At 64.0% G+C, this 21,985-nt stretch carries 23 protein-coding genes, 2 pseudogenes and 1 riboswitch; of the genes and pseudogenes, 10 read left to right on the top strand and 15 right to left on the bottom strand.

Annotated elements, in window-relative coordinates:
• Positions 1-41: 41 nt before the first annotated feature.
• The 3 genes from dapF to ToN1_RS14825 form a co-directional block, all read right to left on the bottom strand.
• Positions 42-875, bottom strand: a complete 834-nt coding sequence (gene dapF, locus ToN1_RS14835) for a diaminopimelate epimerase (RefSeq protein ID WP_169205771.1) — start codon at positions 873-875, stop codon at positions 42-44.
• A 189-nt stretch (positions 876-1,064) separates the two neighbouring features.
• Positions 1,065-1,949 carry a lysophospholipid acyltransferase family protein gene (locus ToN1_RS14830; protein ID WP_169205855.1) on the bottom strand — a complete coding sequence of 295 codons (885 nt, stop codon included), beginning with the start codon at positions 1,947-1,949 and terminating at the stop codon, positions 1,065-1,067.
• Complete coding sequence (locus ToN1_RS14825) at positions 1,949-2,848, bottom strand: lysophospholipid acyltransferase family protein (RefSeq protein WP_244860789.1); 900 nt, start codon at positions 2,846-2,848, stop codon at positions 1,949-1,951. The genes ToN1_RS14830 and ToN1_RS14825 overlap by 1 nt, the downstream gene beginning before the upstream one ends.
• Positions 2,849-3,043: 195 nt before the next feature.
• Between ToN1_RS14825 and metK the strand changes: the two genes are divergently transcribed.
• The 4 genes from metK to ToN1_RS24925 all read left to right on the top strand — a co-directional run bounded on the left by metK (position 3,044) and on the right by ToN1_RS24925 (position 7,825).
• On the top strand, positions 3,044-4,210 hold the full coding sequence (gene metK, locus ToN1_RS14820; protein WP_169205770.1) for a methionine adenosyltransferase: 1,167 nt from the start codon (positions 3,044-3,046) through the stop codon (positions 4,208-4,210).
• Between the two features lie 255 nt (positions 4,211-4,465).
• Positions 4,466-6,088: a sensor histidine kinase gene (locus ToN1_RS14815; protein ID WP_169205769.1), complete on the top strand. Its 1,623-nt coding sequence runs from the start codon at positions 4,466-4,468 to the stop codon at positions 6,086-6,088.
• Positions 6,089-6,095: 7 nt separating this feature from the next.
• A complete protein-coding gene (locus tag ToN1_RS14810; RefSeq protein ID WP_169205768.1) occupies positions 6,096-6,737 on the top strand; it encodes a response regulator in 642 nt (213 codons plus the stop codon).
• A gap of 170 nt (positions 6,738-6,907) precedes the next feature.
• Positions 6,908-7,825, top strand: coding sequence for a calcium-binding protein (locus ToN1_RS24925; RefSeq protein ID WP_169205767.1), 918 nt, complete (start codon positions 6,908-6,910; stop codon positions 7,823-7,825).
• A 180-nt stretch (positions 7,826-8,005) separates the two neighbouring features.
• On the opposite strand, the gene ToN1_RS14800 is transcribed toward ToN1_RS24925, so the two are convergent.
• The 3 genes from ToN1_RS14800 to ToN1_RS14790 all read right to left on the bottom strand — a co-directional run bounded on the left by ToN1_RS14800 (position 8,006) and on the right by ToN1_RS14790 (position 9,211).
• Complete coding sequence (locus ToN1_RS14800) at positions 8,006-8,500, bottom strand: cytochrome P460 family protein (RefSeq protein WP_169205766.1); 495 nt, start codon at positions 8,498-8,500, stop codon at positions 8,006-8,008.
• A 103-nt stretch (positions 8,501-8,603) separates the two neighbouring features.
• Positions 8,604-8,864: a translation initiation factor IF-1 gene (gene infA / locus ToN1_RS14795; protein ID WP_169129604.1), complete on the bottom strand. Its 261-nt coding sequence runs from the start codon at positions 8,862-8,864 to the stop codon at positions 8,604-8,606.
• A 140-nt stretch (positions 8,865-9,004) separates the two neighbouring features.
• The gene (locus ToN1_RS14790) at positions 9,005-9,211 is read right to left on the bottom strand and encodes a cold-shock protein (RefSeq protein WP_015434198.1); all 207 of its coding nucleotides are present in this window, start codon (positions 9,209-9,211) and stop codon (positions 9,005-9,007) included.
• A 369-nt stretch (positions 9,212-9,580) separates the two neighbouring features.
• On the opposite strand from ToN1_RS14790, the gene ToN1_RS14785 reads away from it, so the two are divergent.
• The 3 genes from ToN1_RS14785 to metF all read left to right on the top strand — a co-directional run bounded on the left by ToN1_RS14785 (position 9,581) and on the right by metF (position 12,548).
• Positions 9,581-10,096, top strand: coding sequence for a DUF2242 domain-containing protein (locus tag ToN1_RS14785; RefSeq protein WP_169205765.1), 516 nt, complete (start codon positions 9,581-9,583; stop codon positions 10,094-10,096).
• A gap of 54 nt (positions 10,097-10,150) precedes the next feature.
• Positions 10,151-10,215, top strand: a riboswitch (S-adenosyl-L-homocysteine riboswitch).
• A gap of 74 nt (positions 10,216-10,289) precedes the next feature.
• Positions 10,290-11,702, top strand: coding sequence for an adenosylhomocysteinase (gene ahcY / locus ToN1_RS14780; RefSeq protein WP_169205764.1), 1,413 nt, complete (start codon positions 10,290-10,292; stop codon positions 11,700-11,702).
• 12 nt (positions 11,703-11,714) lie between these two features.
• Entirely contained in the window at positions 11,715-12,548 is an 834-nt protein-coding gene (gene metF / locus ToN1_RS14775) for a methylenetetrahydrofolate reductase [NAD(P)H] (RefSeq protein ID WP_169205763.1), read from the top strand.
• Between the two features lie 49 nt (positions 12,549-12,597).
• On the opposite strand, the gene ToN1_RS25040 is transcribed toward metF, so the two are convergent.
• On the bottom strand, positions 12,598-12,909 hold the full coding sequence (locus tag ToN1_RS25040) for a CZB domain-containing protein (protein ID WP_244861065.1): 312 nt from the start codon (positions 12,907-12,909) through the stop codon (positions 12,598-12,600).
• 108 nt (positions 12,910-13,017) lie between these two features.
• Positions 13,018-13,569 (bottom strand): annotated as a pseudogene (locus tag ToN1_RS25035) (methyl-accepting chemotaxis protein); the annotation flags it as partial.
• A gap of 463 nt (positions 13,570-14,032) precedes the next feature.
• Here ToN1_RS25035 and ToN1_RS14765 point away from each other — a divergent pair.
• Both ToN1_RS14765 and ToN1_RS14760 read left to right on the top strand, forming a co-directional pair.
• Positions 14,033-14,635, top strand: coding sequence for a DUF1326 domain-containing protein (locus ToN1_RS14765; RefSeq protein ID WP_169205761.1), 603 nt, complete (start codon positions 14,033-14,035; stop codon positions 14,633-14,635).
• A 29-nt stretch (positions 14,636-14,664) separates the two neighbouring features.
• Positions 14,665-15,462, top strand: coding sequence for a DUF2182 domain-containing protein (locus ToN1_RS14760; RefSeq protein ID WP_210147825.1), 798 nt, complete (start codon positions 14,665-14,667; stop codon positions 15,460-15,462).
• A gap of 15 nt (positions 15,463-15,477) precedes the next feature.
• Here ToN1_RS14760 and ToN1_RS14755 read toward each other — a convergent pair whose 3' ends face one another.
• The 3 genes and pseudogenes from ToN1_RS14755 to ToN1_RS24795 all read right to left on the bottom strand — a co-directional run.
• Positions 15,478-15,774, bottom strand: coding sequence for a hypothetical protein (locus ToN1_RS14755; RefSeq protein WP_169129523.1), 297 nt, complete (start codon positions 15,772-15,774; stop codon positions 15,478-15,480).
• Positions 15,775-15,841: 67 nt separating this feature from the next.
• Entirely contained in the window at positions 15,842-16,207 is a 366-nt protein-coding gene (locus ToN1_RS24800; protein ID WP_244860788.1) for an EamA family transporter, read from the bottom strand.
• A 154-nt stretch (positions 16,208-16,361) separates the two neighbouring features.
• Positions 16,362-16,598 (bottom strand): annotated as a pseudogene (locus tag ToN1_RS24795) (EamA/RhaT family transporter); the annotation flags it as partial.
• A 92-nt stretch (positions 16,599-16,690) separates the two neighbouring features.
• Between ToN1_RS24795 and ToN1_RS14745 the strand changes: the two are divergent.
• Entirely contained in the window at positions 16,691-17,035 is a 345-nt protein-coding gene (locus ToN1_RS14745; RefSeq protein ID WP_169205760.1) for a recombinase family protein, read from the top strand.
• A 33-nt stretch (positions 17,036-17,068) separates the two neighbouring features.
• Here the strand turns inward: ToN1_RS14745 and ToN1_RS14740 are convergent, their stop codons facing one another.
• From ToN1_RS14740 to ToN1_RS14725, 4 genes are all read right to left on the bottom strand, one after another.
• Complete coding sequence (locus tag ToN1_RS14740) at positions 17,069-18,610, bottom strand: IS3 family transposase (protein WP_169208947.1); 1,542 nt, start codon at positions 18,608-18,610, stop codon at positions 17,069-17,071.
• Positions 18,611-19,299: 689 nt separating this feature from the next.
• Positions 19,300-20,256, bottom strand: a complete 957-nt coding sequence (locus ToN1_RS14735; protein ID WP_210147824.1) for a lysylphosphatidylglycerol synthase transmembrane domain-containing protein — start codon at positions 20,254-20,256, stop codon at positions 19,300-19,302.
• A 23-nt stretch (positions 20,257-20,279) separates the two neighbouring features.
• Positions 20,280-20,669, bottom strand: a complete 390-nt coding sequence (locus tag ToN1_RS14730; protein WP_169207951.1) for a GtrA family protein — start codon at positions 20,667-20,669, stop codon at positions 20,280-20,282.
• A 13-nt stretch (positions 20,670-20,682) separates the two neighbouring features.
• Positions 20,683-21,984, bottom strand: coding sequence for an NAD(P)/FAD-dependent oxidoreductase (locus ToN1_RS14725; protein ID WP_169207955.1), 1,302 nt, complete (start codon positions 21,982-21,984; stop codon positions 20,683-20,685).
• Position 21,985 lies beyond the last annotated feature (1 nt).

Below are 21,985 nucleotides of genomic sequence, written 5' to 3'. Positions count from 1 at the left end.
ACCGGCCCGGCGCGTGGGTTGCACGGCGCCGTCCGGCTGTATCATGCGAGTTCGATCTCGCCGGCAAAAACCGTCACGGCCGGACCGGTCATCAGCACCGGCTCGCCGACACCCGTCCACGCGATCTCCAGCTCGCCGCCGCGCGTCTCCACGCGCACCGGCGACACAAGCAGCTCGCGCCGGATGCCTGCAACGACGGCGGCGCACGCGCCCGTGCCGCACGCGAGCGTCTCGCCCGCGCCGCGCTCGTACACGCGCAGGCGGATGCGATGCTCATCCACCACCTGCATGAAGCCCGCATTGACGCGAGCCGGGAAGCGCGGATGGTTCTCGATCAATGGGCCCTGCGCCGCCACCGGGGCGCTGTTGACGTCGGCGACGACCTGCACGGCGTGCGGGTTGCCCATCGACACCACCGTGATCGCGATCGACGAGCCCGCGACGTCGAGTGGCTGCACGACCGCGTCCGAATCCGACACGAAGGGCACGCGTGCGGGCTCGAACACCGGCACCCCCATGTCGACCGTGACCAGGCCGCTGTCTTCGAAGCGCGGCGCGATCACCCCGGATTTCGTCTCGACGCGGATCTCGCGCTTGGCCGTGAGCCCCTGCTCATGCACGAAGCGCACGAAGCAGCGCGCGCCGTTGCCGCACTGCTCGACCTCGCCGCCGTCGGCATTGAAAATGCGATAGCGGAAATCCACGCCCGGCCGCGATGCCGGCTCCACGACGAGGAGCTGGTCGCAGCCGACGCCGAAATGGCGATCGGCGAGGAAGCGGACGCGCTCAGGCGTAAGTTCGACGTGCTGGCGCACGGCGTCGATGACGACGAAGTCATTGCCGAGGCCGTGCATTTTGGCGAAGCGCAGGTGCATGGAAGGTGTTCCGCTCAGAAGGTTCGAATCGGCGCGAGCCGAACTTTGGAATTTTCGCGCAGCGTCCCGGGGGAGTCCAGCGACCTTCGCCGATGGCACGGGCTCTCGCTGGGCGGGAGCTACGCAGCGTATCCCGACACGCGACGGTCGGACGGATTCCGGCGACCGGCTCCGTCCGTACCGCGCCGCTCAGTACGGCCGTTTCTCCCCCGGCGGACGCGTCTTGAAGCGGCGATGCACCCAGTAGTACTGCTCGGGCATCGTGCGCACGACCGACTCGATCCACTGGTTCATACGCAGCGTATCGGCCTCCACGTCCGCGGTCGGGAAATCCGCCCACGGTTCGCCCAGCCGCGTCACATAGCCCTTGCCGCCCGGCAGCATCTCGGTCACCACCGGCACGACGGCCGCGCGCGCGAGGCGCGACAGGCGCGACAGGCCGGTGATCGTCGCCGCCGGCACGCCGAAGAAGGGCACGAAGATCGAATCCTCGCGCCCGTAGTCCATGTCCGGCAGATAGTAGAATGGGCGCCCCGCCTTCATCGCCTTCACGGTGCCGCGCACGCCGTCCTGGCGCGACAGCAGCAGCTGGTCGCCGAAGCGACTTCGGCCGTGGAACAGCCAGCGGTCGAACACCGGATTGTTCTGGCGCGCATAGACGCTCACACTGTCGAACTCCATCGCGAAGCGCGCGCCGCCCATGTCGAGACCGAGGAAGTGCGGCGCCAGCAGCAGCACCGGCCGCCCCGCGGCAATCAACGCATCGACGTGCTCGTGCCCTTCGAGCCGGATCATGCCCTTCAGGCGCGCCTCGCTCGCCCACCACAGCAGCCCGCGCTCGAGCATGCTGCGGCCCAGCGCGTGGAAGTGCGCCCGCGCGATGCGGTCGCGTTCGGACTCGTCCATTTCGGGAAAGCACAGGCGCAGATTCACATTGACGATATGGCGGCGCCGGCCCGCGAAGCGGTACAGCAGCTCGCCCACCGCGGCGCCGACGCGCGCCTGCACGCCCAGCGGCAGCCAGTGCAGCAACCAGAAGATCGCAACGGCGAGCCAGCTCGCGATGCGCGCCATCACCGTTCGCCCTCCGGCGCCGGCACGCCCGACGGCTTCTTGTAGCGGTTGTAACCCCACAGGTACTGCGACGGCCCCGCGAGGATCAGGCGCTCGATCTCGCGGTTGATCGCGACGCAGCGCTCCTCCAGCGTGCCGGCGATGGGCTCGACCGGCTCGGAGATGCGCACGACGTAGCCCTCGCCGCGCGGCAGACGCTCGGTCCAGATCATCAGCACCTTCACGCCCTTCACTTCCGACAGGCGCGCCGCCAGCGTCATCGTCCACGCCTGGCGACCGAAGAACGGTGCCCACACACCCTCGCCCTCCGCCGGGGCCTGGTCGGGCAGCATGCCGACCATCTCGCCGCTCCTGAGCGCCTTCACGAGACGCCGCACGCCCGACACGTCGGCCGGCGCCACGCGGATCTCGCCGCGCGAGCGCCCCGCCTCCATCAGCGGGCCGAGCGCCTCCTTGCGTGGCGGGCGGAACAGCACGGTGATCGGACCGTGCGTCGAGCAGTACTGCGCGCACATCTCGAAACAGCCCAGATGCGGCGTCAGGAACAGCACGCTCGCGCCCTCGGCGCGGGCACGTTCGATCAGTTCGCGCCCCTCGACGCGCACGACGCGCGACAGCACCTCCTCCTGCGGCCGCAGCCACACGAACGGCAGTTCCAATGCCTGGCGGCCGGCCTCGGCGATGGCGGCCTTCAGCAACGCGGGATCCGAGCGCCCCAGCGCGTTGGCGAGGTTGGCCTCGAGCCTGCGGGCATAGGATGGCGAGAGACGCCACGTGAGCCAGCCGGCCCAGCCGCCGAGGCGGTGCAGCCAGGCGAGCGGCAGTTGCGCGAGAATCCGGAAGAGTAGATTGACGATCACGTGCACGAAGGGCCGGCGCATGCGGGATAGCCGCAACATTGACCGACCGTGTCCAAAGATTATAATTATCGCTTAGCCGCCGAGTTAATACGACAACTTGCAGGGCGGCGCCACGAACGTACCAGAGCGGTCGTGGCAAACAAGTACTGCTAAAGCGTCGGCTGCTCGCCGAAATCCCCCGAGCCGGCCACGACGCCGGAACACTCCGGGGATTTTTGTTTTCAGGAGCAGTGCATGAGCAGGGAATTCCTCTTCACCTCGGAATCGGTCTCCGAAGGCCATCCCGACAAGGTCGCCGACCAGGTCTCCGACGGCGTCCTCGACTCGATCCTCGCCGAGGACCCGAAGGCGCGCGTCGCCTGCGAGACGCTGGTGTCGACCGGCCTCGTCGTGATCTCGGGCGAAATCACCACCACCGCGCATCCCAACTACCGCGAGATCGCGCAGGAAGTCATCCGCCGCATCGGCTACGACAACTCCGACATCGGCTTCGACTACAAGAGCTGCGCGGTGCTGGCCGCGATCAACCGCCAGTCGCCGGACATCGCCCAGGGCGTCAATGAAGGCGAAGGCCTCGACCTCGACCAGGGCGCAGGCGACCAAGGCCTGATGTTCGGCTACGCCTGCACCGAGACTCCTTCGCTGATGCCGCTGCCCATCTACTATGCGCACCGCATCATGCAGCGCCAGGCAGAGCTGCGCAAGGACGGCCGCCTGCCCTGGCTGCGCCCGGACGCGAAGAGCCAGCTGACGGTGAAATACGTCGATGGCAAGCCGGTCGCGATCGACACCGTGGTCGTGTCCACGCAGCACAGCCCGGAAGTGTCGCACGCGCAGATCACCGAAGCCGTCATCGAGGAGATCATCAAGCCGGTGCTGCCCAAGGAGCTGATGCAGGGAGAGGTGCGCTACCTGATCAACCCGACCGGCCGCTTCGTCATCGGCGGACCGCACGGCGACTGCGGCCTCACCGGGCGCAAGATCATCGTCGACACCTACGGCGGCGCCGCCCACCACGGCGGCGGTGCGTTCTCGGGCAAGGATCCGTCCAAGGTCGACCGCTCGGCGGCCTACGCCGGCCGCTGGGTCGCGAAGAACATCGTCGCGGCCGGCCTCGCCGAGCGCTGCGAAGTGCAGGTCGCCTACGCGATCGGCGTCGCGAAGCCCGTTTCGATGATGGTCGAGACCTTCGGCACCGGCAAGATTGCCGACGAGAAGATCGTCGAACTGGTGCAGCGCCACTTCGACCTGCGTCCGAAGGCGATCATCCAGGATCTCAAGCTGCTGCGCCCGATCTACGGCAAGACGGCCGCCTACGGCCACTTCGGCCGCGACGAGCCCGAGTTCTCGTGGGAGAACACCGACAAGGCGGCCGCGCTGCGCACCGACGCCGGACTGTAAGCCCGCGCATGGGGACGGCCGCGAGGCCGTCCCGGTTTTTCAGCGACTCCGTGACGCAGTCGCTACCGGATCTCCGGTACGCCGACGCGCGCGAGCAAATTTCGGTTTATCCTCGCCCCGGCCCCGCATTCCTGCATTCCTGCACCCGCGGCAGCCCCCGAGGAGAGAAACCGGCGTCACGGACAAGCAGACGGCACCAAGCCGCGCCCGGACGTCCGATCAATGCATCGGATAACAAAGTCCTTGGAGCGTCCGTTGGGACCCACGCATCTTTTCGGGTTGCTGCGCCCGAACCTCTCCCGCACCGCCCCCGAGCCGCTCTGCCGCCTGCTGATGGCAGCAAGCGGCCTGCTCGCACTCGAGCTCGACCCGCCGGACTTCTCGATCGCGCCCTCCGCGATCACGCCGCTGCTCCTCGGCTATCTGGCCTTCGCCGCCTGGCTGCTCGCACGCGAGCTGCGGGGAAGGCCCCCGCTCGCACACACCGCTTGGGCTGACCTGGCATGGTGCCTCGCCCTCACCGCGATGACCGGCGGCACGAGCAGCGTGCTGTTCTTCTTCCTGCTACTGCCGATCATGTCCCATGCGTTCCGGGACGGCTATTCGGCGGGCTGGACGATGACCTGGGTCACCACCGCCGGATTCCTCGCGATCGGGCTGCCAGCCTCGCCGGGCGGCATCCTGTTCGAGTTCAACCGCGCCATGATCCGGCCGCTCACGCTCCTGATCCTGGGCTACATAATCGCGCGCGAGGGGGGTGTGCAGTTCCGGGCACGCAGGCGACTGTCGCTGCTCGCTCGCATCGATACCGTGGCAAACCCCCGCTTCGGCGCAGACCGCACCCTGCTCAACGCCGCCGAACAGCTGCAGACCGCCTACGGCGTGCGCGAATGCCTGATTGTGCTGCAGCACACAGATTCCGGCGAGAGCCTACTCGCCCGCGCTACCGCGGATTGCCCTGCAACCGAGACGCTACCGGCCGGTGCGGCCGCCCCGCTCCTGACCTTGCCACAGGAAGCGCTCGTCGTGCATGCCCCCCGCGCATCTCTGTGCCTGGGCGCTTCGGCCGAGACGGTGCTGCCGCAGTGCCAAGGGCTTGGCGATCTCCTCGAAACACGGGCTTTTGCATCGGTTCCGATGAGCCGCGCCGGGTGGTCCAAAGGGCGGATATTCCTCTGCGACGACGCGCTCCCGCCCTTCGACGAGGCCGAGCTGACATTCCTCGCCGAAGCCGGCATGCACCTCGCCCATATCGTCGAAAAGGTGGACCTCCTCGACCGACTGGCCTCGCTCGCCGCCGAGCGCGAACGGCGCCGCATGGCTCACGACCTTCACGACCGGGCAATTCAGCCATATCTCGGACTCCAGCTGGGCCTCGAAGCCGCGTTGCGGCGCCCGGATTGCCCGCTGCCCCTTGCAGACGAACTGCGCGCCCTGCAAGAACTCGCCCATCAGAGCGCCGACGAGCTGCGCGGAATGCTCGACGGGCGCCGTGCGGAAGGTGCAGGCGACGACATCCTGCGGGACTCGATCACCCGGCTCATGAAGGAATACCGCGACCACTTCAGCATCGATCTCACCTGCGACTGCCCGCCGGGATTCAAAGTCAACGACCGACTCGCCGTTGACCTCGTCGGCCTCATCAGCGAGGGACTGAGCAACATCCGCCGCCACACCGCGTCACGCTGGGCGCGGCTTTCGCTGCGGGGCGACGACGGCATCTTGCGTCTCGCACTGACCAACGAACGTCCGCCGTCGGGCAACGCCGACTTCGTGCCAAAATCGATCCGGAACCGCGCACGCGAACTCGGCGGCGACGCCCGGGTGGACCAAGGCACCGCCCCCAACACCACCGTTCACGTCCAGATACCCCTGTGAGGCCGCCGTGACGATCCGCGTAGCCATCATCGACGACCACCCCAGCATCACCTGGGGTTTCGAACGCCTCATCGCCACCGAAATGCCGCGCATGTCGCCCGTCGGCGCCGCACACGACCTCGCTGGCGCGCGGCGGCTGCTTCACGATGCACACCCCGATGTCGCGCTTATCGACCTGGACCTCGACGGCGCGAGCGGCATCGAACTGATTTCCGAATTTACTGACGATGCAATCCGCTTTCTCGTCCTGACCGGGCTGCGCGATGACAACGCACGCCAGGAGGCAGTGCGTGCCGGCGCACGCGGGGTGCTGAGCAAGAGCGAACAACCGGCAATGATCATCCGTGCCATCGATCGCGTGCATGCCGGCGAGCTGTGGCTCGACCGCGCCCGCACCGGCGAACTCGTCGACAGCCTGCGTCGCCAGGCCCGCACGGCCGCCGACCCCTTCGCAACGCTCACGCCGCGCGAGAAGCAGATCGTCGCCGTCGCGCTGGAACACAACGGCGCCCCCAACAAGCGCATCGCCGAGCATCTGGGCATCGGCGAAAATACGCTGCGCAACGCCCTGTCGACGATCTACTCGAAGACCGGCGCATCAAACCGGCTGCAGCTGTACGCGCTGGCGCTGCGCCATCCGATGCGATGACCGTGCGATTCGTCACGGCGATGCTCATCCACATGACGAATGTAATGCGCCCCGAGTGACACCACTAACTGTCCGCCCCTCATCGAACCGAATAGCATTGTTACAACCAGTAGCAAATTCAGCGCCACTACGCGGGAAGTGGCCTTTCGGATCGAGAGGGAAGATACAAAATGAGCACCTACGTCGGCGACGACCAAAATAACGTCTACATTTCCGGCAGTGGCGACGACACCCTGAGCGGCGGGGAAGGCAGCGACCTCCTGGTCGGCGCCAATGGCGAAGACATCCTCAACGGAGATGCAGGGAACGATCAGCTGTTCGGCGGCAACGACAGCGACACCCTCAACGGCGGAGAGGGGAATGACACCCTCGGTGGCACCTATACGTACACCGAAGCCGTGGGTAAGACCGAAAAAACCGTGGACATCGTCGAGAATGGCGACGACACGCTCGACGGCGGAGCCGGCGATGACACGCTCAACGGCGGCAAGGGCGACGACACCCTCATCGGCGGTGCAGACAACGACATGCTCACGGGCGGCTCCGGGGATGACACCTTCGTCTTCAATTTCACCGTGACGAATGTTACCGAGAAGACCACCGTTTATTTCCGTGACGGCGACGCACCCAGCCTGACCGCGGACTACAAGGCATGGTCCAACTATGACACGCAGCTAGACGCATGGCGCGCACTCATGGACGGAACATACGGCGGCGATCTCGACGCAGGAAATACTTATGCCGTCGACATCACTGTCAATGGCGGAACCCTAAAGAAACCGGTGACGAGCACTTTCAGCTTCGAAGGCGACAACAGCTACTCGTACTACGAGACGAGCTCGCAGGCGACGATCGACGGCGACGACTACGACGTCGTGTTCGACTGGATGGACGGAAACGACAAGCTGCAGCTGAATGGCTTGAGCAACAATGCCGGCGACGTGAACTATTGGGGTAATTTCCTGACGTCCGACACGGCACTTGACGGCCAGACGGTCATCAGCTTCGACGGCGGCTCAATCACCATCATGGGAACGGACATGTCGATCTCGGACCTGGTCGCCGGCGACTACGTCCTCTTCGCTTGATCCTCCGCAACCGCCAGCGCAGCCTGATCAGCCGGTGACCGATAGACGGGCCCGGACAGAACGCAGCTCCGGGCACGTCGCACAGAAATCGCACACCCGGCTCCGCACAACTCTCGGGAACCTCGCCGACTGCCGGACACCGCCCGACCCGCATTGCCCGGTCGGGCGGCGTCGATCTTGCTACGGCAACTCCGCCGGATGCGTGAACACGAAGTCCCGATCCTTCACCGGCTGGTGGCAGCCGAAGCATTCCTGCACGAAGTTCGCGTCGGCGCCGTAAGGCTTCTGCGCCTTGCCGAGCCAACGCGCGAAACCCCAGCCGCCCGTCGCGGCATACTTGACGCTGTCCTTGACCATGAACTCGGCGTGGACGAAGTCGCCCGGCGCGAGCGCCGTGTCCCAGCGGTCATGCTTGACCGCCTTCCACACCAGCTTGCCGAGGATCGCGCCGTCGGGCCACGGATTGGTCCGCCCCTCACGCGCCGCCTTCGCGGCCGCCTCGTTGCCGAGTACCGCGCGCAGCGTGTTGTTGTCGGAACGCTGATGAACCGAAAGCACCTGCCACTGGCGGTAGCCTTCCGGCAACTGAATGCCGTTGGGGGCGGGATCGGTCGAGGAAGCGGAGGCCGCTGCGCATAGCAGCGCACCGGCCAGCAATGGGAATCGTCTACTCATGGAACATCCTCCGTGTCGGTGGTCGCGCTCGCCGGTTGCGCGAGTCACGTCCAGACCAAACAGCCGACGCGGGGGAAATGTTCCCGGAATTACGAAAGAAAAATCAACGGCGGCGCCGCTGCTGCGGACTCACCGGACCGCGGCCTTCGATGTGGCGGAAGGTGATGCGACCCTTGCTCAGGTCGTAGGGCGACAGTTCCAGGGAAACCTTGTCACCGCACAGGATGCGGATGTGGTGCTTGCGCATCTTGCCGGCCGAATAGGCTACGAGGTCGTGACCATTGTCCAGCGTCACACGGAATCGGGCATCGGGCAGGACCTCGGTCACCACGCCACCCATTTCGATCAGTTCTTCCTTGGCGATGACAGTTTCTCCTCGGGAAGCAGAAAAAAGAAAAGGCCGGGCTTGTGCCAGGCCTTTCGGGGATGCGTACCGGAACTGATTCCGGTTACCGGCCCCGCCAGGGACCGGAGGCGCGGCGCTGCGGCCGCGCCGGCGCGGGCTTAGTCAGCCGCGCGGATGTTCGACGCCTGCTGGCCCTTGGGACCGGTCGTCACGTCGAACGTGACGCGCTGACCTTCGGCGAGGGTCTTGAAACCCGAACCCTGAATCGCCGAGAAATGAGCGAACAGATCGTCACCGCCGTTTTCCGGGGTGATGAAACCGAAGCCCTTGGAGTCATTGAACCACTTCACAGTACCGTTTGCCATGTCTTGTATTTCCTGAAAATTAAGGGACTTGCCCATAGAGTGAGGGCGAAGGTCAAGACGGCAGGGTGAAGAGGAAAGGCATACCGCAGAAACAGCAGAAACCGGACCAGACAACAACTATGCTACTTGAAGATCGCTGCCGCGCACTATGGACTGATTTGCTCCGCCCTGCAAACTAAATATTGTTTGTTACATTTCACGACACCCGCAAAGGCGCCGGATTCGGCCACCGCTCCGCAGGCCTCGAACCCGCACCGGCCATGGGCATTGACAGGCGTGGGCGCCGAACCCGACCATCGGGCGCACCGAACCGCAAGGCGCCGCGATGTTCTAATATCTGCTTTTGCACCTCCATTGCGGATTCACCCCATGCTGCATCTCGCGCGTCGCGCCCAAATGCTGTCGTTGTCCGGGCTGCTGCTCGCCGGCTGTGCATCGGCGCCGCCTCCCGCCTATCGCAGCGAAACCTTCGCCGCCGAATCGCCCTTCGTCACGTGGAGCACGCGCGACCCCGACGCCGCCTGCGAAGTCGGCAAACGCGCCCTGCTGAGCCAGGGCTACCAGGTCGATGCATCGAACACGACGCGCATCCGTGGTGAGAAGTTCTTCCTGCCGAAGACCGACTACGGCATGACGCTCCACATCACCCTGGTGTGCCTGCCGAGCAACGTAGGCACCGCGATCTACGCCAACGCGCTGCAGACCCGCTACGAGCTGAAGTCCGCCGCGACCAGCGCCGGCGTCGGCGTCGCGGGCATCGGGTCGATCTCGCTGCCGTGGACCGCCGACAAGGAGGCGCTGGTCAAGGTCGGCGAAGAAACGATTTCCGATCCTGACTTCTACAAGCGCCTCTTCGGCCTGATCGACTCGCTGCAGGGCACCTGACCGCCGACCGCCAGCGCCTTGCGGTATCCGGGAACAGCTACGCTATAATCTGCCCTTGCCGAGGAGCGCTGCGAGACTTTCGTCCCAGGCTCGGCTTTCCGGAACTGCGCTCACCTTAACCCGTGCCGGGCACGGGGTGACGAGGTGAGTTCACCCGCAGCACCCCTTCCCGGCCACACGTTCAGGAGTTCACATGAACACTGTGGCTGATACCTTCACCGATTACGTCGTCGCCGACCTCAAACTCGCCGACTGGGGCCGCAAGGAAATCCGCATCGCGGAAACCGAGATGCCAGGCCTGATGGCGATCCGCGAGGAATTTGCCGCCGCGCAGCCGCTCAAGGGCGCGCGCATCACCGGCTCGCTGCACATGACGATCCAGACCGCGGTGCTGATCGAGACGCTGACCGCGCTCGGCGCCGATGTGCGCTGGGCCTCGTGCAACATCTTCTCGACGCAGGACCACGCCGCCGCCGCGATCGCCGCCGAAGGCATCCCCGTCTTCGCGGTGAAGGGCGAGTCGCTCGCCGACTACTGGGATTACACGCACCGCATCTTCGAGTGGGCCGATGGCGGTTATTCCAACATGATCCTCGACGACGGCGGCGACGCGACGCTGCTGCTGCACCTCGGGGCCCGTGCCGAGAAGGACATCGCGGCGCTGGCGAAGCCGGGCTCCGAGGAAGAGACCATCCTCTTCGCGGCGATCCGCGCCAAGCTCGCGCAGGATCCGACGTGGTACTCGACCCGCCTCGCGCAGGTGAAGGGCGTCACGGAAGAGACCACGACCGGCGTGCATCGCCTGTACCAGATGCACGAGCGCGGCGAGCTGAGGTTCCCGGCGATCAACGTCAATGACTCGGTCACCAAGTCCAAGTTCGACAACCTGTACGGCTGCCGCGAGTCGCTGGTCGACGGCATCAAGCGCGCAACCGACGTGATGGTCGCGGGCAAGATCGCGGTCGTGTGCGGCTACGGCGACGTCGGCAAGGGTTCGGCGCAGGCGCTGCGCGCGCTCTCGGCGCAGGTGTGGGTCACCGAGATCGATCCGATCTGCGCGCTGCAGGCGGCGATGGAAGGCTACCGCGTCGTGACGATGGAATACGCCGCCGAGCACGCAGACATCTTCGTGACCGCCACCGGCAACTACCATGTGATCACGCACGACCACATGGCGAAGATGAAGGGCCAGGCCATCGTGTGCAACATCGGCCACTTCGACAACGAGATCGACGTCGCGTCGATCGAGCAATACCAGTGGGAGGAGATCAAGCCGCAGGTCGACCACATCATCTTCCCGGACGGCAAGCGGATCATCCTGCTCGCCAAGGGCCGCCTCGTGAACCTCGGCTGCGCCACCGGCCATCCGTCCTACGTAATGAGCTCATCCTTCGCGAACCAGACGATCGCGCAGATCGAGCTCTTCACGCGCACCGCGGACTACCCGGTCGGTGTCTATACGCTTCCCAAGCACCTCGACGAGAAGGTCGCACGCCTGCAGCTGAAGAAGCTCAACGCGCAGCTCACGGAGCTCACCGACGCGCAGGCCGCCTATATCGGCGTACCCAAGCAGGGGCCGTACAAGGCCGACCACTACCGCTACTGATCGGAGCGCGCCATGACGAAACCTGAAGTCTCGATCGAGTTCTTCCCGCCGCAGACGCCCGAAGGCGACGAGAAGCTGCGCGCCACGCGCGACAAGCTCGCGCGCCTGAAGCCCGCCTTCTTCTCCGTGACCTACGGCGCCGGCGGTTCGACGCGCGAGCGCACCTTCGCGACGGTCAAGGAAATCGCCGCGCAGGGCTTCGAGGCCGCGCCACACCTGTCGTGCATCGGCTCGACCCGCGCCGGCATCCGCGAAATCCTCGCCGACTACACCGCCGCCGGCATCCGCCGCATCGTCGCCTTGCGCGGCGACCTGCCTTCCGGCGTCGGCGACCCCGGCGAGTTCCGCTACGCCAACGAGCTGGTGGAGTTCATCCGCGCCGAAACGGGCGACCGCTTCCGCATCGAGGTCGCGGCCTACCCGGAATGGCACCCGCAGGCGAGGAGCCCGCAGGACGACCTGCAGGCCTTCAAGCGCAAGGTCGAGGCCGGCGCAGACTCGGCGATCACGCAGTACTTCTACAACACCGAAGCCTACCTGCACTATGTCGATGCGGTGCGGGCGATGGGCCTGGACACGCCCATCGTGCCCGGCATCATGCCGATCGTGAGCTTCTACAAGCTCGCGCGCTTCTCCGACGCCTGCGGCGCCGAGATCCCGCGCTGGATGCGGCGGAAGTTCGAGTCCTACGGTGACGACACGGAATCCATCCGCGCCTTCGGGCTCGACGTGGTGACCGCGCTGTGCCAACGCCTGCTGGCGAACGGCGCCCCGGGGCTGCACTTCTATAGCATGAACCAAGCCAGCCTCACAACGACGATCTGCGAGCGCCTCAAGCTCGTCTGATACGAAGGGCACCCCCACTCGGGCGGGGGTGCCCTTGTTCGTCCACGCCTCAGCGCGAGAGCGTGCCCACCCCGTTCGCAATGTCCTGCAGGCAGTCCAGCACTTCCATGCTCGCGGCCTCCATCGCCGCGATGTCCTGCAGCCCCGACTGGCTGTCGCCTGCCAGCAGGCGCTCGAGACCGCGCCGACCGCTCTCATGCACGCGCGCGTGCGGCGCTTCCAGCCTGCGATAGCCGGGCAGGGACGCAAAGCGCTTGCCCGGCCCCTCGTAATACCACAGGCCGAGCCGGCACTTGTGATGGCTGGAAAACTCGTCGGGACGCTTCGCGGAATTGCCTGACGCGGCCTTGTACACCTCCATCTTGAAGATCAGGTGGTCGAGTTTCGCAAGCTCGACGAAGCTGCGCACCGCCGCCCCTTCCATCATGTCTCCCATCTCGCGCGACAGCCCGAACAGCTCGGTCATGCTGCCGCGCGCGCTGCGCCCGTCTTCGGCGGCTTCGGACGCCTTTCCGGCGAGCGTCTGGATCATCGCCTGCGTCTGTCCGGTCTCGCCCTGGATCGCGCCGACCAGCTCGGAGATCTCGTTCGTGGCCGCCGCAGTACGCTCGGCGAGCTTGCGGACCTCGTCAGCCACCACCGCGAAGCCGCGGCCCTGCTCGCCCGCGCGGGCGGCCTCGATGGCCGCGTTCAACGCGAGCAGATTGGTTTGATCGGCGATCTCGCGGATCAGGCGCACGATCCCGTCGATCTGGCCGGCGCGCTGGTTGAGTTGATGCACGGAATCGACCGTACCGCGGGTCTCCTCCGCCAGGCCGTCGAGGCTTGTCGAGATGCGCTCGATGGCCGCTGCGCTGTCGCTCGCGGATTGCGTCGAGCGCAGGGCGACATCATGCTGCTGCTTCAACCCCTCGGCGAGCTGGCTGAACGTACCCTGCACCGAGACCAGCGATTCGCCGTAGCTCTTCAGATTGCCGAACAGCGCGTCGAGCGTTCCCGTGCGCTGCGCACCGGCCTCCATCTCGCCGCGTTGCCGCGCGAGCTCTTCCTCCAGCGCGGCGGATCGCCCCCGCTCGCGTTCCAGCGCCTCCTTGCTCGCAGCGAGCTCCTGCCTCAGGGACACGAGCTCCGCCCCTCTGCCAAACCATCCCATGTGCTTCCCCCTTGACTTCATCCAGCCGCAACCCGAAGCCGATCCGGCTCCGGAAAAATCCTTTCAACCAGGTTATCGGCAGAAAAACTATGCCATTTAGTCTAATCGGACCCTCTTATGCGCATTTGGCGAAGCACACGCCAAGGCGCCCAGGACAGAGGGGCTCGACGATCGTTGACGAGGCTCCGAGTACGACTATATATGTAGAGTGAGACGCAATCTCACCCACCCCGACAGGGCGGCATCCGCATCCTCCGCCGACCGCCCCCCGGTCGCTACGGCCGCCTGCACACGACCGCCCCCTGGCCAACCCGACTACAAGGAGAACATCATGGCCTACCGGATCGAAGGACGACTGCTGGAGGTGTGCACCTGCAAGGCGATCTGCCCGTGCTGGATCGGTGACGACCCCGACGGCGGCACCTGCGATGGCACGCTCGCCTGGCACATTGACAAGGGCGAGGTCGGCGGCACCGACGTGTCGGGCCTCACCTTCGGCATGCTGGCGCACATCCCCGGCAACGTCCTGAAGGGCAACTGGCGCGCCCTCGCCTTCGTCGATGAACGTGCGAGCCCGGCGCAGGAAGAGGCGCTGCTCTCGGTATTCACCGGCAAACTCGGCGGGCCGGTCGCGGATCTCGCACAACTGGTCGGCGAGGTGGTCGGGGTGGAACGCGTCGGGATCGAGTTCGACGTCAAGGAAGGCTCGGGGCGACTGCGCATCGGCAATGTCGTCGCCGCCGACCTCGAATGCGCACGCGGACCCGGCGAGCGCCCGACGGTGATGAGCGACACGATCTTCTCGACGATTCCCGGCTCGCCTGCCTATATCGGCCGCGCCCCGCTCTACCGCGCGCAGTCGGAACCGCTCGGCATCAAGGTCGAGCTGAGCGGCCACAACTCGGTGCAAGGCGCCTTCTGCTTCCAGGCCTGACCCCCGTAACCGCCCGATTTTCCGAGTCCATGGCCGCGGCGCAAGCTCCGCTGCGCGCGATCTCCCGGCGCGACACCTTCACCGTCGCGCTGGGAGCGCTTGTGCTCGCCGCGTGGGCGGCCCTGTGGCTGTGGGAGCGCTCGCCCTACGGACGCTACCTCAACCATGCCGAACTCGGCGGCCTCGCTCATGCCGCGACGGCCGATGCGGTGCTGGCACAGTCGGCCCTGTACGTCGGCGGCTGGCTGCTGATGACGATCGCGATGATGCTGCCGACGACGCTGCCGCTGCTCGACGCCTTCCGCCGGATGACCGCGTTGCGCGACGACCGCCGCCGGCTGCTCGCCCTGGTGATCGCGAGCTACCTCGGCGTATGGCTCGCGGCGGGCGCCGCGATGCATCTGTTCGATTTCGGCCTGCACGAAGCCTTCGAGCGCTTCGCCTGGCTGCAGTCCAACCCATGGCTTTTCGGCGCCGCCCCGCTGTTGCTGGCCGGCGCCTTCCAGTTCTCGGACCTCAAGCACCGCTGCCTCGAGCGTTGTCGTGCGCCGATCGGTTTCGTCATCCAGCATTGGCTCGGCGGCAGCCCCGCGCTCCAGTCGCTGGCGATCGGCGCACACCACGGCCTCTTCTGCGTCGGCTGCTGCTGGGCACTGATGCTGCTGATGTTCGCCGTCGGCACCGGCAGCATCGGCTGGATGCTCGCGCTCGGTGCCGTGATGGCGATCGAGAAGAACCTCTCCTGGGGCCGCCGCCTCAGCGCGCCGCTGGGCATCGCACTGTTGCTGTGGGGCGGCGCAATCGCGTTGCCGCCGCTTATTGCCTGACCCGCGAGCGGCCGCTCACCCCATGCCGTGACGGCGCATCCAGGCGTGGAAGTCGCGCTTCGCCACCGCACCGCGCAGGCGCCCCAGATGCAGCACGAGGTTCTCGACCATCGTGTGCGCCGCGATCGCGGCCATGACCTCCAGCCGGTCCTCGGCGCTCATGCCGTGCTCGGCGAGCCGGTGGTCGATGTCGCAGAAATGGCGCGCCATCAGGCTGCGCGCCTCCTGCTCGCCAATGGCGAGGTCGCCGAAATCGATGTGATCCTCGGCTTCGATCTCGGCGATCAGGGACTCGACGGATTCGGGCGTCATGGCGCGACCTCGCACGGATGGTGACGTTCCGTTGGACAGCCGCGGCTCGCCGCGAGTTGCGCGCCCGTCAGCGCCGCGCCATCACCAGCACGCCAACGATCACCAGCGCCGCTCCGGCGAGCTGCGACACGCCCAGCGCCTCATCGAGCAGCAGCCAGCCGAGAAGGATCGTCACGACCGGGCCCAGCGTCCCCATCAGCGACACCGGCCCGGCGCCGAGGCGGCGGATCGCCTCCGACACGAGCCACACCGGCGCCACCGTTGACATCAGCGCCATCGCCACGCCCAGCGCATACACCTGCCACGGCTGATCGAGCGCGGAGACGGGCCGCAGCACGAAGAACTGGCCGATGCACAGCACGGACGCGACGCTCGTCGCGAAAGCGGTCACGCGCATCGCACCAAGCCGGCCGACGACCTGGCCGTTGCCCATCAGGTACCGCGTAGGACAGCGCGCTCACGAACACCAGGGTTCCGCCGATCGCCACATCCCGCGCATCGCCGGCGACGTGCAGGTCGTGCCCCACCGCCAGCCCGATGCCGCAGTAGCACAGCGCCAGCGCCGCCAACGTGCGCCGGCCGACCGGCTTGGCCCGGAAGAGCGCCGACAGGACGATCACCAGCGTCGGATACAGGAACAGGATCAGGCGCTCGAGCGCAGCGGTGATGTAGCGCAGGCCGAGAAAGTCGAGATAGCTCGACAGGTAGTAGCCGGAAAAACCCAGCGCGACCATCCACAGCCAGTCGCGCCCGTCCATGCGACGCGTGGCGCGCGCGTCGGCGACCAGCCCCATCACGACGAAGAAGGGCAGCGAGAAGCCCATGCGCAGCGCGAGCAGGGTCTCCGCGTCCACGCCGTAGCGGTACGCGAGCTTGACCCAACTGTATCATATGTACACTTAACTAAGGCGACACGATGACCAAGGCCTATTCGTACATTCGCTTCTCAACCCCCAGCCAGTCAGGCGGAGATTCCTTTAGACGCCAGACCGAGATCGCCCGCGAGTATGCAGAACTCAACGGACTGGAACTCGCAGATCTGAAATTTACCGATTTGGGGCGGTCCGCTTTCCACGGGGCCAATCTCAAACGCGGCGAGCTAAAGGATTTCTTGCACGCTGTCGAATCAGGGACGGTGGCTCCCGGGTCTTTTCTGTTGGTCGAGGCGCTGGACCGGCTCTCGCGCGCACCTCCCAGCAAGTCTCAGCGCTTGCTTCTCGATCTAATTGACTCGGGCATGTCCGCGCGCGTTGAATTTTGACCCCCCGGAGGTGCGGGCGAAAACTTGGACTGTTTATGCTGCAATTCCCAGAAACTGCCGGTACTCCAAGGGGCTCAGACCACCGAGTGAGAGTTTGATTCGATGCTGGTTATACCAGCGGATGTAGGAATCCACCTGCTGCATGAACTCGCCAAGCGTCGTGTTGATCCAGTTGCGATGGTAGTACATCTCGTTTTTCAGCCGTCCGAAAAAACCCTCGCAGGCCGCGTTATCCGGTGAGCACCCTTTGCGTGACATGGAACGCGTGAGGTCGGCCTTGTGCATTCGCGAGAGCCACCCGGGCCAGCGGTAATGGGCACCGCGATCGGAGTGCACAACCGGCCGATCGGGACTCTCGGCGATTGTCTCGATAGCGGCATCCAACATGGTGTTTACAAGCTCAGCGTCCGGACGCGTGCCCACGGTCCAACTGACGACGAGTCCGTCGAAGCAGTCGATCATGGGCGACAGATATACCTTGCCTGCGGGCAATTGGAATTCTGTGATATCGGTGAGCCACTTCTTGTTTGGTGCCGCAGCCTGGAAGTCACGATTGACCAGGTTCTCCGGTGCGACGTCCAGCTCCCCCTGGTAGGAACTGTACCGGCGCCGCTTCACGGTAGCGACGATGAGCTGCTCCTGCTTCATCAGGCGGCGCACGATCTTCTCGGAGACGTGCCCGTACCCTTTGGCCAGCGCCGCGTGGATGCGGCGGTAACCGTAGCAGTGATGATTGGCTTCGAAGAGCGCCACAATGGTCTGGCGAAGCTCCGCGTACCGGTCACCAAGGCGCAGCTGCGCGCGATGATAAAAATAGGAGCTGCGGGCGAGGTCAAGCCGTGCAAGGAGTTCTGGCAGAGCGTGGATCTGTCGCAGGGCATCAATCAGCAGCGTCTTCTCCCGATTTGTCAGGAGCCGCAGGTCGATGCCCAGATCTTTTTTTAACAGTTCGTTGGCCTTCGTCAGCAGGTCGTGTTCGAGCTGCAGGCGCTGGACGTCCCTACGCAGAGCGTCGAGCTCGCGCTCCAATTCTCCGCGGCTGGCAGTTTGTGGCAAATCGCGACGGTGTGTCATGTATGCGGGAGCCTCATGACCAAGTTGCTGATCTTTCCACTTGTACAACGTCTGGCGGCTAATGCCCACCTCCTGAGCCACCTCGCGCGCACTCTCACGCCTGGAGCACAGATCGATCACCGCAGCTCGCTTCTGCTGCTCCGATCGGGGCTTGGAGGTTACGATCTTGCCAACGACGCGTCGCCTAGCTTCAGGATCATATTCATCGATCCAGGCCGAAAGCGTTATACGGCAAGGGTAACCCAGCGCCTTCATGGTCGCTGCCTGGCACCGACCATGAATCAGATAGTGCTCGACGGCAACCCGCTTCTGTTCATCTGAATACCATGGCTTGGTGCGTACATAGCCTCCTGGCAAGTCGTGACGACGTTCGTATTCTCGATACCAGTCCTTGAGTGCATTCTTCGTCGGGTAGCCCAGCTTACGGATGGTCGCACCCACGCGCTTACCAAGTTTGATGTAGAGCTGCACGGCCCTCATGCGGTCTGCGTACGAATACATGGACGCTCTCCTTAAGAGTCCAAGTTTTCGTCCGCACCTCCAGAGGGTCAATTTTCAGTCCGTAGCAACAGATCGGAGTCTGATTGTTCGCCGAGGGTCGGCCGGCAGCTTCTGGGAAAGTGGGCGAACCGGTTCTACCGGCCACAAGCGGTCAGTGGCCTATTTAATGAAAAGTGGCCGATTCTGACAAGAGATCGGCCATTGGCAATTCGACGGGTTTTACTGCCGCTTACACTATCTCGCTAGGTCCGGATCGTGCCCAAAACAGCCGTAGCGGTTTCCCGAATGCGAGCAGTCAGCCAAATTACGTGTCTTCGAACTGGGGCTCTACAAAGCGGCCGGCAATGACCTCACCCAATCGATCACAACCCGAAGGTCGGGATTTCTATCCCATGCAGTCATTCCTGGCGTAAGCTGCTCAGAAGCGGTCATTGACCTGTTTGCTGCCATTTGGGAGTACAGGCTGCCCGGCAGGAGCGTGCACCGATGCGGAATTATACCGTTCGCAGGTTTTTTGGCCGCTACCACCAACAAACCGGCCATCCTCATCAATAGCGTGGGCACGAGTCTTTAATGAAAATGGCACTCGGCAATCCGCCTCGATCAGCATGACAAAAAAACAGAACCATGAAATGGCTATGTAACTCAGTATCGCAATTCGAATGCCGCCAGTGGAAACGGAATAATGCTCATTCCTGAACTCGAAGGCCTGCACCAAGGCTGAGCAACGAAACGCCCCCCAATGACATCCCAAGCCAAAGCGTCACCAACCGAATTGAAATCGCCAACGATACCGCAAGAGCATCACCCACCCCATGTTCGATCAACTGAAACACCAGCGCCGCCTCCATCGCCCCCAAGCCACCTGGCAACATAGTTGCGGCGCCGAATAGGGTTGCCTGAACGAAGATCAATACGCAATCGGCAACTAGCAACCCTACCCCGGTAACATCACAGAACCAGGCAAATACAAGTGCCTGAGAACCATAGGCAAGCATCGCTAGGGCAGAAAAAACCAGAACTCGGGGCAACTTCCAGACGCCGGCCCAGCTTTCAAGCATCTCCTGCCCACCCTTAATCGGTAGCCATTTCAAATGAAGCATCAGCCAGTTCCACCAGGCATCGGTCAGTGGATGCAACAGCAGATATGCGAATCCCCAACTCCCCAACAACATGAAAGCAAACGCCAGCGCCCATGCCCAAGCCAGCGGTTGTCCGACGAACCACGCCGCCCCCCCCCCCAACAAGCACATCGCCAATACGTCTGAAGCACGGTCGGTCAGAAACGCAGCGAGGCTATCCGCCACTCTCACTCCTTGCTGCAACAGCAAGGCCGAGCGAAAAGTCTCTCCGATTTTACCGGGTGTCGCAGACAACGCCAGCCCGGACAGATAAATGCCCAAATGGCGTACCCTTGGCACTGCATACCCCAGGCATTGGAGCGAATACTCCCAGCGGCCAAATCGCCAGAGGTAGGCGGTCGATGCGAACACCGCACCGATCAGCAAAGCACGCCACCCCAACGCAGCTAACGCACCAATCGTCTCCCGCCAGCCAAACCAGAAGGTTGCCACCAGATAGCAAAGTAGCCCGGCGCCGACAAACCAACCGACAGCCCGAATGAGGCGCGGATCGCCGAGCTCCAATTGGATACGCTTCGCTGGCCGATTCATCGAAAGGTCAGAAACTTGTGCCCGAAATAACTGGTCACCACTGGGACCAGCACGCCAACCAGATGCGCTAGCGCCTCGGCATGCTCGACAATTCCGAATGACGGTAACAGCCAGCGCGCGAGCACCAGACTGATCACCAGCGTCTGCAACACTGCCACCACGTTCACGCCAACAAACTTGGCAACCTGCGACGCCAGAGGCCCGCTCTTCGCGTCGAACACATGCCCGCGCATCAGCAAAAAGGCGACCTGCATCCCGACCAGATAAGCAACGAAAACTGCAAAGCCATAGTCCAGAAACATGCTGAACACAAAACGTGAGCCAAAGTTAGCCCCGGCAGCGATTCCGCCAGCAATCATGAAACGCAGGAATTCCTGCGTTAGCATCTTACTATCGCGCTCATGTCGGGTGGTAACCATAGGCAGCCATTTTCGCCATCTCCCGCCCAAACCCAATACTCTCCGAAATGCCCCGATCCTCGGGGTAGTAATACGAGGTATCTGCGACCCACAAACCCCGTACCGGCAACGCAACTGGCGGCAATTTGTCCAAATAGCCCGGATCGCAGACGGGCTGGGCGTAGCGGTAACGGCTGGCACGGATATCGATGAAATCTTCATCGGTTAGCGCCGAATTAATCATTTTCAGATAGCGCCGCACCTTGCACAGGAAGGCCTCATCCGGTTCGGCAAACATTGGGTGTTCGCTAGGTACATAGAACGGGACATAAACCACGTGTTGATTCAGAGGACGCAGGTTCGTATATTCCACCACCCCAGGGATATCCATCTCCGGATCGTTGGTATTCAACCAGAAATTTTCGGTAACTGGTTTCTTGAGTTTGGCGATCACGCAAACAACAGCAATATTCTTGATCGCCTTGAATTTGGAAAGCACTTCATTGGGCAGGTCCGGCATGATCCGTGGCACATACGGCAAGGGAATCGTACTGACGACCTTGTCGAAAGGCTCAAACTGTCCGGTAGTTTGCACCCCGACCACTCTACCGCCCTCGATGACCACTTTCTCGACACACGACTTAAGGCGAACCTCCCCTCCTCGTACCTCGATTGCAGTCTTCAATGCCTGCATCAGCGTACTGGAGCCACCTTCGAGATAACCCAGCTTCTCCCGGAACAGACTGTACCGCGATCGCCCTATGCGCCGGATGCGACTCCAGATCCATGCGGCCGACAAACCCTTGGCGTAATCGTAGAACTTGTAATCAAACAGGCGCCGCCAAAGAACCTCCCAGGCTTCGTCACCGACCCACCGCCGAATCCAACCCGTTGCCTCGACATTGTCCAGCGCCCGCCAATTGTTGCGCTTGGTTGACACAAAAGCATGTAAGCCGTAACGAATTTTGGCGACAAAGCCCAATCCACGAAACCTCAGTAGCGCCATCGGGTTACCCCAGGGCTGCAAGCGCCTCTGGAACCAGTAGCCCATCCTGGTTTCCACCCAGCGCATCCGGTCGGCAATACCCAGCTCCTCAAGCATCTTCAAGAAAGCATGGTCCGAAATGCAATGGAAGTGGTAGTAACGCTCGATTTCAAGTCCGCCAAAGTCGAAAGTCGCCGTCATGCCACCTATACGGTCCTCCGCCTCGAACAGCACCGGCTGATGCCCATCCAGAGCCAATTGGTAGGCAACGGCCAAGCCCATCGGTCCGGCTCCGAGAACCGCTATCCGCTGCACCATA

Origin of the sequence: Aromatoleum petrolei (genome assembly GCF_017894385.1) — a bacterium.
Classification (GTDB): Bacteria; Pseudomonadota; Gammaproteobacteria; order Burkholderiales; family Rhodocyclaceae; genus Aromatoleum; species Aromatoleum petrolei.
Note: the sequence above shows the minus strand (reverse complement) of the source record. Positions and strands in the feature narration are given on the sequence as shown.

Bases quoted from the DNA above. Each gene is read 5' to 3' on its own strand.
- ToN1_RS14830 (WP_169205855.1), bottom strand. From the start codon at position 1,949: ATGGCGCGCATCGCGAGCTGGCTCGCCGTTGCGATCTTCTGGTTGCTG.
- ToN1_RS14785 (WP_169205765.1), top strand. From the start codon at position 9,581: ATGCTGCATCTCGCGCGTCGCGCCCAAATGCTGTCGTTGTCCGGGCTG.
- ToN1_RS14765 (WP_169205761.1), top strand. From the start codon at position 14,033: ATGGCCTACCGGATCGAAGGACGACTGCTGGAGGTGTGCACCTGCAAG.
- ToN1_RS14745 (WP_169205760.1), top strand. From the start codon at position 16,691: ATGACCAAGGCCTATTCGTACATTCGCTTCTCAACCCCCAGCCAGTCA.
- ToN1_RS14740 (WP_169208947.1), bottom strand. From the start codon at position 18,610: ATGTATTCGTACGCAGACCGCATGAGGGCCGTGCAGCTCTACATCAAA.
- ToN1_RS25040 (WP_244861065.1), bottom strand. From the start codon at position 12,909: ATGGAGGTGTACAAGGCCGCGTCAGGCAATTCCGCGAAGCGTCCCGAC.
- ahcY (WP_169205764.1), top strand. From the start codon at position 10,290: ATGAACACTGTGGCTGATACCTTCACCGATTACGTCGTCGCCGACCTC.
- dapF (WP_169205771.1), bottom strand. From the start codon at position 875: ATGCACCTGCGCTTCGCCAAAATGCACGGCCTCGGCAATGACTTCGTC.
- ToN1_RS14760 (WP_210147825.1), top strand. From the start codon at position 14,665: ATGGCCGCGGCGCAAGCTCCGCTGCGCGCGATCTCCCGGCGCGACACC.
- ToN1_RS14790 (WP_015434198.1), bottom strand. From the start codon at position 9,211: ATGGCAAACGGTACTGTGAAGTGGTTCAATGACTCCAAGGGCTTCGGT.
- ToN1_RS14730 (WP_169207951.1), bottom strand. From the start codon at position 20,669: ATGCTAACGCAGGAATTCCTGCGTTTCATGATTGCTGGCGGAATCGCT.
- ToN1_RS14755 (WP_169129523.1), bottom strand. From the start codon at position 15,774: ATGACGCCCGAATCCGTCGAGTCCCTGATCGCCGAGATCGAAGCCGAG.
- metK (WP_169205770.1), top strand. From the start codon at position 3,044: ATGAGCAGGGAATTCCTCTTCACCTCGGAATCGGTCTCCGAAGGCCAT.
- ToN1_RS14725 (WP_169207955.1), bottom strand. From the start codon at position 21,984: ATGGTGCAGCGGATAGCGGTTCTCGGAGCCGGACCGATGGGCTTGGCC.
- ToN1_RS24925 (WP_169205767.1), top strand. From the start codon at position 6,908: ATGAGCACCTACGTCGGCGACGACCAAAATAACGTCTACATTTCCGGC.
- ToN1_RS14800 (WP_169205766.1), bottom strand. From the start codon at position 8,500: ATGAGTAGACGATTCCCATTGCTGGCCGGTGCGCTGCTATGCGCAGCG.
- metF (WP_169205763.1), top strand. From the start codon at position 11,715: ATGACGAAACCTGAAGTCTCGATCGAGTTCTTCCCGCCGCAGACGCCC.
- ToN1_RS24800 (WP_244860788.1), bottom strand. From the start codon at position 16,207: ATGGGCAACGGCCAGGTCGTCGGCCGGCTTGGTGCGATGCGCGTGACC.
- ToN1_RS14825 (WP_244860789.1), bottom strand. From the start codon at position 2,848: ATGTTGCGGCTATCCCGCATGCGCCGGCCCTTCGTGCACGTGATCGTC.